Origin of the sequence: Flavobacterium cutihirudinis (assembly GCF_003385895.1) — a bacterium.
Taxonomy (GTDB): domain Bacteria; phylum Bacteroidota; class Bacteroidia; order Flavobacteriales; family Flavobacteriaceae; genus Flavobacterium; species Flavobacterium cutihirudinis.
This window is the reverse complement of sequence record NZ_QRDQ01000008.1, coordinates 1,122,977-1,135,617: the sequence shown is the minus strand read 5'-3', so window position 1 is coordinate 1,135,617 and position 12,641 is coordinate 1,122,977. Positions and strand designations below refer to the sequence as shown.

Here is a 12,641-nt window from a genome sequence, read left to right as displayed (position 1 = left end):
ATCATGAAAAAAATACATACAGTTTTAATCCTTTTATTCCTCACTGGAATTATGCAAGCACAAGACAGACCACAACCAAAACCAGGAAATCCGCCTGTAGTCAATATCAAAAAACCTCAAACTTTTGTTTTGGCAAACGGGATGAAAGTTCTGATTGTTGAAAACCATAAACTTCCAAGAGTAAGCTTTAATCTAACATTAGATAATGCTCCATTTACAGAAGGAAACAAAAAAGGTGTTGACGAATTAACCAGTAGTTTAATCGGAAACGGAACCAAAAAAACAGCAAAAGAAGCTTTTAACGAAGAGATTGATTTTTATGGTGCAAATATCAATTTCTCCTCTCGCGGTGCTTATGCAAGTTCACTTTCAAAATATTCCGGCCGCGTTCTCGAACTTTTAGCTGAAGGTGCTTTACAACCTAATTTTACCCAAACAGAATTTGATAAAGAAAAAGCTAAATTACTGGAAGGATTAAAAGCAGATGAAAAAAGCGTTCCCGCAATTGCAAACCGCGTTGTAGACGTTTTAGCCTTTGGGAAAAACCATCCATCAGGAGAATATTTATCTGAAGAAACGGTAAAAAATGTGACTCTAGCAGATGTTCAGGCTAATTATGCCACTTATTTTGTTCCTGAAAATGCTTATTTGGTAATCATTGGTGATATCAAATTTAAAGAAACAAAAGCTGCTGTTGAAAAACTTTTTAGCGGATGGAAAAAACAATCAGCACCAAAAAACACTTATCCTGATCCGGAAAATGTTTCTAAACTTCAAATCGATTTTGTAGATGTTCCAAACGCAGTTCAGTCTGAAATTTCATTGATAAACACCGTGAATTTAAGAATGAATGATCCAGATTTTTTTCCTGCTGTAATTGCAAATCAAATTTTAGGAGGCGATTTCAACAGTTATTTGAACATGAATTTACGCGAACAGCACGCATGGACTTACGGCGCTAATTCAAGCATTGGAACCGGGAAATATGTAACAAAATTCAAGGCTTCCTCTGCCGTTAGAAATACAGTAACAGATAGCGCTGTTGTTCAATTTATAAAAGAAATTAGAAGAATCAGAACAGAAAGAGTTGATCCTGAAGTACTGAGAAATGTTAAAGCAGGATATATCGGAAGATTTGTTATGCAGGTTGAAAAACCGCAGTCTGTTGCGCGATACGCTTTAAATATTGAAACCGAAAAACTACCAGCAGATTTCTACGAAAAGTACATTCAAACCATCAACAATGTTACTGCAGATGATATTTACCGTGTAGCAAACAAATATTTCTTACTTGACAATATGAGAATTGTTATTGCAGGAAAAGGTTCTGATGTAATTTCCGGTCTTGAAAAACTTCAAATCCCGATTTATTATTTTGACAAATATGGTAGTCCTGTTGAAAAACCAGCAACTAAAAAAGAAGTTCCAGCAAGCGTTACAGCAAAAACTGTTTTCGAAAATTACATAAAAGCTATTGGTGGGGAAAAAGCAGTTTCGGCGGTAAAAACACTTTACATGAACGGAAGCACAACGGTTCCGCAAGCGCCATCTCCGCTAACTTTTACATCAAAACTGGATTCTAAAGGAAAAATGATGGTTTCTCTTTCGATGGGAACTATGAATTTAATGAAACAGGTTGTAAATGAAAAAGGCGCTTACATCGAACAACAAGGGCAACGAAAAAACCTGGAAGGCGACGATCTTAAAGAAATGAAAGCAAATGCCGCTCCGTTTGAAGAATTACAACTGATCAAAAGAACAGATTTAAAAGTTGAAAATATTGAGCCAATTAACGGTAGTGACGCCTACGCAATTAAAGACGGAAAAACCACTTATTATTATGATGTAAAATCAGGATTAAAAGTAGCCGAAGCTAAAGTTCGCGAACAAGGCGGAAAATCAGCAACGCAAATCACAAACTTTAATGATTATAAAGAAGTAAAAGGCGTTAAAGTCCCTTTTAATTTAATTCAGAATGTAGGTTTTGAATTGGATATCAAAATGTCTGACATCAAAATAAATGAAGGAGTTTCTGATGCAGATTTTCTTTAAAAGATGCTAAGGTTCTAAGTTGCTAAGACACTAAGATTTCTAGAGCTTTGTCAAAGTTTTAAACTTTGACAAAGCTTTTTTCATTTTTACGCTCTTTTTGTCAGGCTGAGCGTCCCGAGACTTCGGGAAAAGCCCGTTCCAATTGGTGCGCCCTTCTCCCGAAGCCTCGGGATCGCTCAGGGTGACATCCGCATAAAATCAAATTCACATCTAAACTTTTACAACAGACATTTCACACACCAAAAGTTACTTTTTAGCCGACAAATAAACTCCAATCAAAATAATAAACGCACCAAAAAACTGAATTGGCGTAAGCATTTCATTATCTAATAATCCCCAAAAGAAAGCAACAATCGGAATCAAATAAGTAACTGATGTCGCGAATACAGGAGAAGATATTTGTATTAATTTAAAGAATAAAATATTAGCAATTCCGGTTCCTAAAACACCCAGAATCATTACAAAAAATACAGAATGCTGCGTAATGTCAATATTTATTCTTTGAGAAATATCTGTTGTACTTAAAATGATTAATGCCGGTAAAAGCAAAACTGTAAAATTTCCGGTCGTAATACTTACCGAATTCAGATCATGCAAATACTTCTTAATTAAATTGACATTGATCGCATAACAAAGTGTCGCAATCACAACCAAAACAACATAATAATAATTTTGTCCCGGATGAGCTGATGCGCCACTTAAAACCAAAAGCAAACAACCAATCAAACCAACAAAAACGCCTAAAACTTGTCGCTTTTGGAATTGAATTCCGAAAATGAGAATTCCCAAAACCAAAGTATTTAAAGGCGTAAGCGAATTTAAAATAGCTACAATTGAACTATCAACTTCGGTTTCTGCAATAGCAAAAAGAAACGCAGGCATAAAAGTTCCGAAAAAGGAAGTTATAGCAACAAATTTCCATTGACGTGCCGAAATTTTCTTCAGACTCTTAAATCCAAAAATCAATAAAAACAGAGCAGCAAAAATAATTCGGAACGAACCTACCTGAATTGCAGTTAAACCTACAAGACCTCTTTTTATCAAAATAAAAGAACTTCCCCAGATTAGCGAAAGAACCAACAGATAAGCCCACTTTAATTGTTTTGCATCCATAAACAGCAATTTACTGCAAATTTGTATTATTTTTACGAACTGACCTCTTGAATTTTATTAATTTTGCAACAAACATATTGACAACTTAAATTTTTATATAATGAAATTCACAAAAATAATAGCATCGCTAGCCATTGCCAGTTTAGTATTCGTTAGCTGTAAAAAGGAAGAAGATAAAAATCTGGCTAACATAAAACCTTTAGAAACCACTGCTAAAGAGCACAAAGCAATCGCTGCTGAAAATGTACAAACAGCAAGTTTCGAAATCGAAGGAATGACTTGCGCAATGGGATGTGCAAAAACAATCGAAAAAGAATTATCAAATCTTGACGGCGTTGAAAAAGCAACGGTTGATTTTGATAAAAAAATTGCAACAGTAACTTTTGACAAAACAGTTCAAAATCCAGAATCTTTGACTAAAGTTGTTCAGGAAACTGGTGATGGAAAAACATATAAGGTTTCGAATTTTAAATCTTAAATTCTAAATTGAGTATTAAAAAAAAGGCGTTCAAATTTGAACGCCTTTTTTAATTTATATTTGTTTGAAAATATAAAATTCAAATTTATGCTTAAACGAGTTTTCATTCTTGGAATCATACTAACTCTAATTCAAACTTTGATTTATTTTATTTTTGTAGAATTACTGAAATTTGCAGAAGCAAAATTTGTTTCAGAAAATGAAAGACAAATAACAGATAAAATACTACCTTTTGTTATCCTTATTTTCTTTGAAGCAGTATTAATTCAAAATATTTTATCCTCGATAATCAATAAAAAATTGTTTACTTGGATTATGTTTTCGATATCAACTATATTTTTGTTAGCGCCATTTTTTAAGTCATTTTCTATATGGCCTTCTGTTCCGTTTAGCTTTATAATAACTTTACTTTTATTATCATACAATATTACCGCAAAGCACTATAATAAAACTATTCCATCTTTAGTCTCTCCCTTGACATAAGCGTCTTGCGAACCAAAATAAAGGAATGTATAATAAAAAAAGAATCCAAATTGGATTCTCTTTTTTTATTTCCACTTCAAAGTTTCCATAATCCGTTGCATATCATTTTTGATATAACTGGCAGCCGGCATAACCGAATCAAAGTTTGGTTTAGCATAAAAATAAACTGAACCCGTTATAAAGTGCTTTGTACTGTCTGTAACGTAAAATTGTGAGTTTGTAGCCGCGTTTCCGTTAACTTGATAAAACATTCCGTACACTTTTTTTTCAGGGTTTAAATATGGTTGTTCTAAAATATCGTCAGCTTTAATTACGTGTTCGTATGTCAATTTTTGAGCATCTTTTAGTAATTTCTCAATATCGCCGTGCACGGGTTTGTAAGTCAGATAAATTGTGGCTTTCATTTTTGGATATGTAATCGCAAATCCGCATTCTTTTTCGCCTTTAATTGTAGCATCTTCATTCATATCAAAAACAAATGGGCAGGTGTTTTCAAAATGAACGTATTTCGCTTCAGGATAATCTAAGCGTAAAAAACTTGCCGGTTTTGGCAATACCTCGTCCTTACAGCTCACCACAGTCAGTGTTAATAAAATTACTGCGATTGAAATTATCTTTTTTAACATTTTAATCTATTGTTACTTTTATTTGTTTTATACGCTTTTTGTCGACTGTTTCTATTGTAAAAACACAGTTTTCAAAAGCTACTTTTTGGTCTTTTTTCGGAAAATTACCCAAAATTTCCAGAATAAATCCGGCCAATGTTTCTGCTTCGCCTTTACGGGCGTCAAAAACATCTTCATCAACATCTACAATTCTGTAAAAGTCTTTGAGATTAATTTTTCCTTCAAAAAGAAAATTCTTTTCATCAATTTGCGAGAAATTTAGATTTTCGTCATCAAACTCATCACTGATATCCCCTACTATTTCCTCAATCACGTCTTCTAAAGAAACCAATCCAGAAGTTCCACCATATTCATCAACTACAATAGCCAAATGACTTTTAAGACTCTGAAAATCCTTCAATAAATTATCGAGTTTCTTATTCTCAGGAACAAAAAACGCGGGTCTCATTAAAGAAGTCCAATCAAATTCTTCTTTATCAATGTAAGGCAATAAGTCTTTCACAAACAAAACGCCTTCGATCTGATCAATATTGCCTTTGTAAACCGGTATTCTGGAAAATCCTTTTTCGATAATTTTAGGACAGATTGCAGCAAATGGCTCTGAAATTTCTAAAGCAAAAATATCAATCCTCGGACTCATAACTTGCTTCGTATCAGTATTTCCAAAAGAAACAATTCCTTCGAGAATTTTCTGCTCCTCTGTAGATGTTCCTTCAGAATCAGTTAGCTCTAAAGCCTGAGAAATTTGATTTATTGAAAAACTATTCTTCTGTTTTCCCAATTTACGCTGCAAATATAAGGTAACGCTACGCATCGGCAAACTTATAGGCGAAAGTAATTTATCCAAAAAAGCAATAGGATAAGCAATGCGTTTTGCGAATTTCAAATTGTTTCGGCTCGCATAAACCTTAGGTAAAACTTCTGCAAATAATAAAATCAGAAAAGTAACTAAAACTACTTCTAAAAAGAATTTTAAAGCAGGCGAACTTATATGAGAAAAAATATCCCGACCGATAAATGAGAACAAAATAACAACACCGATATTCAGAAAATTATTAGCAACCAAAAGCGTTGCCAGCAATTTTTTGGGTTTATCCAAAAGATTTGAGATAATTTTTCCTCTTGAGAGATTTTCCTGCAAAGCTTCATCTAAATCTTTTTGAGATAATGAAAAAAGAGCGACTTCGGCTCCTGAAACTATTGCTGATAAAAAAAGTAAAATAAATATTCCGACAAAACCAATGATTAAATTGGTGTCTAAAGTTGTAGATAAAAGTAAACTGGGCTCTGGGTCCAAATTAAAAGAGATTAGTTAAACAATCAAAAAGGCAAGTCATTTATGGGCAAGCCTTCATTAGATGCATCAAAGGTAGTATTTTTTGCTGATTCCTGATCCTGATTTGGTTTATGATTTCCGGTTTCTTTTTTGGTAGTCAGGAAAGTAAACTCGGTAACCTGAATTTCTGTTGTATATTTTGTTGTACCATCTTCTGCTTGCCACTGACGGGATTTTATACGTCCTTCAACATATATTTTATCTCCTTTGGACAAATATTTTTCACAGATTTCGGCAGCTTTATTACGTACAACCAAATTATGCCACTCCGTTGAAGTTATTTTTTCATTGGTAGTCTTATTAATATAAACTTCGTTTGTAGCAAGCTGAAAACGTCCTATGCAATTTCCACCATCAAAATAATGCATTTTTACATCGTCTCCCAAATGGCCTATTAGCATCACCTTATTTAATGTTCCGTTCATAGTTTTTTGTGGTATTTCTACCAAAGATACATTTTTTTAGCAATTTATTTCCTGCTTTTCAATAAAATTATAAATCACAATTGGAAAAGGAAAAGTTTTTAACTCACTGGTACTCACACCATTCTCTATTTTTTCACTAATTTTTACTTTCCAGAACTGTATATGAAGATGCTGATGCGAAAGTTTATGAATAACAGTGTTTTCTGCACATTCTTCTATACCTATAATAGTATAAGAAGAAAAAACACTGTTTTGAACTGCTTTCGAAATCACTTCAAAACCCACAATGTCATCCGTTTCCAAAAGTGGAAATTCATATAAATTATGCCAAATACCTTTGGCAGTTCTTTTTTGAATTAGAGTATTTCCTAAAACATCTTCTAAAACAAAATAATTAAAGAAACGATTTGTCACTTTTGTCTTTTTCAATTTTACCGGTAAATCAGCTACTTTCTTTTTTTGCAATGCAGCGCAGCTTCCATTAAAATCACAAACCATACAATTTGGACTTTTAGGCACACATTGCAAAGCGCCAAACTCCATAATTGCCTGATTGAATAGTGCCGGATTGTCTTTTGGCATCAATTCCGAAGCCAATTCCGCAAACTCTTTTTTAGTTGCCGGTAAAGCAATATCAGATTCAATATCAAAATAACGCGAAAGAACTCTGAATACATTTCCATCCACTACAGGAACCGCTTCATTATAGGAGAAAGAAGCAATTGCCGCCGCAGTGTATTCTCCAACTCCTTTTAATTTTAATAAGCTTTTATAATTTTCCGGAAAAACACCATTCAGCTCATTTGCCACATATTGAGCTGTTTTATGCAAATTTCGAGCACGAGAATAGTACCCTAAACCCTGCCAAAGTTTCAAAACTTGCTCTTCTGAGGCATTTGCCAAATCAAATACGGTAGGAAATTCCTTCGTAAAAGCAAAAAAATAAGGCATTCCCTGAGCGACACGAGTCTGCTGAAGCATAATTTCTGAGAGCCAAATTAGGTAAGGATCGGCCGTTTTTCGCCATGGCAAATCACGTTTGTTCTGTAAATACCAATTTATCAATATGTTATGAAAATCCATTTAAAAATACTTAGAAAACAAAAGTAAATGTTTATGTAATTAAAATTTAACGATTTAGCTTGATTAATTATTTTTTTAATTCCTATATTTGCAAACTCAAAAAAATAGTACATCATTTATAAAATAAAATAGGAAAGAAAATGACGAAAGCAGATATCGTAGCGAAAATTTCAGAGAAACTAGGTCTTGAAAAAGGAGATGTTCAAGCAACAGTAGAAACTTTTATGGAAGAAGTTAAAACTTCATTGGAAACTGGAGACAATGTTTACCTAAGAGGTTTTGGTAGTTTTATCGTTAAAACTAGAGCTGAAAAGACTGGAAGAAACATTTCTAAAAACACTACAATTAAAATTCCAGCACACAATATTCCTGCGTTTAAACCTGCAAAAGTTTTTGTAGAAGGAGTGAAAACTAACAACGAAGCAAAATAATATTAATTAATCATAAAATCGACACGATATGCCAAGTGGTAAAAAAAGAAAGAGACATAAGGTAGCTACTCACAAACGTAAAAAAAGAGCGAGAGCTAACCGCCACAAAAAGAAAAAGTAGTTTTAAACTACTTTTTTCTTTTTAAACGTTCATTGAAATTTGGGAAATTTCAAAAATTCCAAAAAAGAAAATCCAAAATCCAAAAATTAAGAAATCAACATCGATTTCAATTGGGATTTGGAATTTAAAAATTGAAATTTAACTTTTCCCTCCGGGTTAATACCTGTTAAAAATATTGTTTAATCCATCCTTGTAGAAGTTGATGGTTTTTGGTTTTTGGTTTTTGGTTTTATTTACCAGCAACTATCAACAGACAACCGACAACCAATTCACGGATAAAAATTTACAGTGTGAATAAAGAATTAATCATTAGATCTAGTTCTGAAGCAGTAGATTTTGCCTTATTAAAAGATGGAAAACTAATTGAATTACACAAAGAAGAAGAAAAAAGCAACTTTCAGGTTGGTGATATTTTTATTGCCAAAATCAGAAAACCGGTTGCTGGACTAAATGCTGCTTTTGTAAACGTAGGCTTCGAAAAAGATGCTTTTTTACATTATCATGATCTAGGTCCAAATCTAGCTTCTCAGCTGAAATTCATAAAACTTGTAAGCGCAGGTAAAATAAAAGATTTCTCCCTAAAAACCTTTCAGTTTGAAAAAGAGATTGACAAAGATGGCATCATTACTGATATTTTAAGTGCCAATCAATCTGTCTTAGTTCAGGTAGTTAAAGAACCTATATCAACCAAAGGCCCAAGAATAAGTGCTGAGCTTTCTCTTGCCGGAAGATTTATCGTTCTAGTTCCTTTTTCTGATCGTGTTTCTATTTCTCAAAAAATAGAAGACAAAAAAGAAAAGGATCGTCTAAAAAAACTTGTTCTATCGATCAAACCTAAAGGATTTGGTGTTATTGTTCGTACAGTAGCCGAAGGCAAAAACGTAGCCGAATTAGAAAAAGATTTGCAGAACCTGCTTGGCAGATGGTCTGCAATGTGTAAAAAATTACCAACTGCTCATCATCCATCAAAAGTATTAGGAGAGCTTAACAGAGCTTCTTCAATATTAAGAGATGTATTTAATGATACCTTCAGCGGTATTCAAATAGATGATGAAGAGTTGTACCATCAAACGAAGGAATATCTGCAAGAAATTGCACCTTCGAAACAATCGATTGTTAAGTTTTATCAATCAAATGACACTCCGATTTTTGAGAAATACAATATAGAGAGACAAATCAAAACTTCTTTTGGCAGAACTGTTTCCATGAGTAAAGGTGCTTATCTTATCATAGAACATACTGAAGCGCTGCACGTTATAGACGTAAACAGCGGAAACCGTTCTAACAAAGCAACCAACCAGGAAGATACCGCCATGGAAGTAAATATGATTGCTGCTGCTGAAATCGCCAGACAATTGCGTCTGCGAGATATGGGCGGAATTATAGTTGTTGATTTTATCGATATGTCTAATCCTGAAAACAGGAAAGTTTTGTTCGACTTCTTGCGAGAAGAAATGAGCGACGATAAAGCAAAGCATAAAATATTACCGCCGAGTAAATTTGGTTTGGTCCAAATTACCAGACAGCGCGTAAGACCAGAAGTTAACATTAAAACTAGAGAAGAAGATCCTAATAAAGTCAACGGTGAAATTGAAGCACCAATATTAATAATTGACAAGATCACCTCTGATTTAGAAAGACTTTTAAAAACCCACAATAAAGTTGTACTAAACACACATCCGTTTGTGGCTGCATACCTCAGTAAAGGTTTTCCATCATTACGTTCAAAATGGTTTTTTGAACATAAGAAATGGGTGAAAATCATACCTCGTGACGCTTACACGTACTTAGAATACCATTTCTATGATAAAAAAGGAAATGTTATTTCAGAATAAAAAACAAAACCGCCCCGATGCATCGGGGCGGTTTTTTTATGGCTTTTTTTTCGCCACGAATTACACAAATTTACACGAATTAATTTGTGTAAATTAATGTAATTCTTGATGAAATTATTCTCGAATTATTTCAATTTTACGCCTAATTTCATTCCCAGAAGCATCTACAACCGTAACATAATGCGTTCCTGTTGTTGGCGTAATTGGCAATTCATGAAAAGTTTTTGTTGTTGCTTTATAAACGTCATCAACATACCAAAACAATTCTTTATCTCTTTCAGAATAGGCCACTTTTAAAATTACAGGCTGCACTTTACTATTGAAATCTTTTGTCAAATAGATTTTACTGTTTGTTTTTGGATAAATAAAATCCATTGTAGTGACTTGAGTTCCTTCACAACCGTCTTTGAACGGTGGCAAAGGTAAATATTCAATATGCTGACTTTTGTAATACCAAGCCATAACGGGAGGTAGTACAAACCAGTTTTTCGTTACGATGTTTTCGATACTTTCGCAGCTGCTGTTCACTTGAAACAGTTCTGTTTTATCTAAATGAATCGTTCTGTGATAAGGACAAACTTTTGTTGATTTTCCTTTTTTAGAAACCCATTGTTTAATTTTTGGGCAATTGTCCTTTGCCAAATAACCGCTTAATCTACAAACCTCAACTTCGGCTAAATCTTTATAAGGTATATCAAACCATCTTTGTCTTGGCAATAAATTAAAAACGTCAAATAAAATTGGTGCGGCGCTGGTGACTCCGGTTAATGTTGGCCGTCCTTCTCCAGTGGCATTTCCAACCCAAATCCCAACAACATATCTTGAATTTGTTCCGATGGCCCACGCATCTCTATTTCCGAAACTGGTACCGGTTTTCCAAGCAATTTTCAACGAACTGTCATAAAACTTCCAAGCTTCATCTCCTTCAGGCCTATTAACCTCTTCCATTGCGTTGTACGTTAACCAAATTGATCCTGCACCCAAAATATTCTTCTGATTAGTTTCTGAGCCAAAATCAGGCTTAAAATCGGTTTTATAATTGAGTTCTGTAAATTCGTTGGTTCTGTATTTTCCTTTATTTTTAGTGAAATAATTAACTGTTGAAGAAAGATTGGCATACGTTCTGCATAAATCCCATAAATTACTTTCTGCTCCTCCTAGAATAAGCGATAAACCGTAATGATCCGGTGTTTTATTTATATTCTTCAATTTGAACTTTTGCAATTCTTCATAAAATTTATTTACTGTAAATTCCTGAAGCATTAAAACCGCAGGAATATTTAAAGAACGTGATAATGCACGATGTGCAGGAACTGCTCCATCAAAAGTTAAATTAAAGTTCTGAGGCGTATATCCTGAAATTTGCGTGGGAATATCAGCAACTAAGGTATTCGGCAACAATTCGCCATCATCGAGCATTGCGCTGTATAAAAGTGGTTTTAAAATACTTCCTGTACTTCTAGGCGCATCAATAATATCAACATCTTTTTGATGATCAACATCTGCAGGAGAATTCCCAACATAACTAATTACGTTTCTATTTTGAACATCAATTACCAGAATCGCGAGATTATGAACTTCATTTTGCTTGTATTGGTTGTAATAATATCTCGCAATTTGATTAACTCTATTCTGCAAGGCATAATTAATCGTGGTTTTCACTCTTGTTCCTTCTTCATTTTTGGCCACTCTCTGCAATAAATGCGGTGCGATTTGAGGCAGATCGTATGGTTTTTGGGGTAAAGGCTCTTCTATTGAAAGTTCATATGTCTGCTTATCAATTATTCCTTCCTGATGCAATTTCAATAGCAATCGGTTTCGTTTATTTAATAATTTAATTTGATTTTTTCCTGGATAAATTAAACTTGGTGCATTGGGCAAAACGGCCAAAACAGCATTTTCCGCCCAAGATAATTGATTGGATTGCACTCCAAAATAACGCCATGAAGCCATTTCTAACCCCACTACATTCCCTCCAAATGGGGCGTGCGCAGCGTACATTTCGAGAATTTCATCTTTGGAATAGCCTAATTCTAACCTTGTAGCTAGAATAATTTCTATAATTTTTTCAAAATAAGTTCGCTTTTTTCCTTTTCGTGATAATCGAATTACTTGTTGAGTTAATGTACTTCCGCCTCTCACTACTTTTCCTGCTTTTTTATTTTGTTTAAAAGCATTGATCATCGCTCCGGGATTGAAACCTGGATGTTTGTAGAAATATTCGTCTTCAAAATAAACGATGCACTTTTTGAATTTATCCGGAACGCTGTCCTGCGCAGGAAAACGCCATTGTCCGTCTCGGGCTATTTTAGCTCCAAGTAATTCTCCCTCTTTACTTTCTATAACTGTGGAGTAAGGCTCTTTGAATAAAGTTCGAGGTATTGAGAAATAGTAAATCAGCAAGAGCATAAATGCAATTGCTGATTTTATTTTGTTTCTTTTGATCCAGTTTATGATGCGTTGGAAAAACGCTTTTAATTTATTTTTCAACGTAGTAATTATTTAACCGCAAAGACGCTAAGTTATTCGCAAAGTTCGCTAAGTTTTTTTACTCGCAGATTCCGCAGATTGGCAGATTTTATTTTTATCTGCTTGATCTGCAAAATCTGCGGGAGACCTTTTTACAAAGCTTTTTTCAGCCACAGATTACACTGATTA

General features: G+C 33.9%; 10 protein-coding genes. 4 read left to right on the top strand and 6 right to left on the bottom strand.

The features are described 5' to 3' along the window. Positions 1–3: 3 nt before the first annotated feature. Positions 4–2,052, top strand: coding sequence for an insulinase family protein (locus tag BD847_RS10610; RefSeq protein WP_208641794.1), 2,049 nt, complete (start codon positions 4–6; stop codon positions 2,050–2,052). Positions 2,053–2,298: 246 nt separating this feature from the next. On the opposite strand, the gene BD847_RS10605 is transcribed toward BD847_RS10610, so the two are convergent. Continuing rightward, the gene (locus BD847_RS10605) at positions 2,299–3,165 is read right to left on the bottom strand and encodes a DMT family transporter (RefSeq protein WP_115888221.1); all 867 of its coding nucleotides are present in this window, start codon (positions 3,163–3,165) and stop codon (positions 2,299–2,301) included. A gap of 100 nt (positions 3,166–3,265) precedes the next feature. Here BD847_RS10605 and BD847_RS10600 point away from each other — a divergent pair, with 100 nt between their 5' ends. Next, positions 3,266–3,643, top strand: a complete 378-nt coding sequence (locus BD847_RS10600; protein ID WP_115888220.1) for a heavy-metal-associated domain-containing protein — start codon at positions 3,266–3,268, stop codon at positions 3,641–3,643. A gap of 548 nt (positions 3,644–4,191) precedes the next feature. On the opposite strand, the gene gldD is transcribed toward BD847_RS10600, so the two are convergent. The 4 genes from gldD to mutY are packed head-to-tail and all read right to left on the bottom strand — an operon-like array spanning position 4,192 to position 7,596. Beyond that, positions 4,192–4,752 carry a gliding motility lipoprotein GldD gene (gldD, locus tag BD847_RS10590; protein ID WP_115888218.1) on the bottom strand — a complete coding sequence of 187 codons (561 nt, stop codon included), beginning with the start codon at positions 4,750–4,752 and terminating at the stop codon, positions 4,192–4,194. Position 4,753: 1 nt separating this feature from the next. Then, positions 4,754–6,049: a gliding motility-associated protein GldE gene (locus BD847_RS10585; protein ID WP_115888217.1), complete on the bottom strand. Its 1,296-nt coding sequence runs from the start codon at positions 6,047–6,049 to the stop codon at positions 4,754–4,756. 23 nt (positions 6,050–6,072) lie between these two features. After that, a complete protein-coding gene (locus BD847_RS10580) occupies positions 6,073–6,513 on the bottom strand; it encodes a single-stranded DNA-binding protein (protein WP_115888216.1) in 441 nt (146 codons plus the stop codon). Positions 6,514–6,549: 36 nt separating this feature from the next. Next, entirely contained in the window at positions 6,550–7,596 is a 1,047-nt protein-coding gene (mutY, locus tag BD847_RS10575) for an A/G-specific adenine glycosylase (RefSeq protein WP_115888215.1), read from the bottom strand. Between the two features lie 140 nt (positions 7,597–7,736). Between mutY and BD847_RS10570 the strand changes: the two genes are divergently transcribed. Continuing rightward, positions 7,737–8,027: an HU family DNA-binding protein gene (locus BD847_RS10570; protein ID WP_007805026.1), complete on the top strand. Its 291-nt coding sequence runs from the start codon at positions 7,737–7,739 to the stop codon at positions 8,025–8,027. A gap of 411 nt (positions 8,028–8,438) precedes the next feature. Then, positions 8,439–9,983 (top strand): Rne/Rng family ribonuclease, encoded by a 1,545-nt coding sequence (locus tag BD847_RS10565; protein WP_035645529.1) that lies wholly within the window; start codon positions 8,439–8,441, stop codon positions 9,981–9,983. 114 nt (positions 9,984–10,097) lie between these two features. Here the strand turns inward: BD847_RS10565 and pbpC are convergent, their stop codons facing one another. Further along, on the bottom strand, positions 10,098–12,473 hold the full coding sequence (gene pbpC / locus BD847_RS10560; RefSeq protein WP_115888214.1) for a penicillin-binding protein 1C: 2,376 nt from the start codon (positions 12,471–12,473) through the stop codon (positions 10,098–10,100). Positions 12,474–12,641 lie beyond the last annotated feature (168 nt).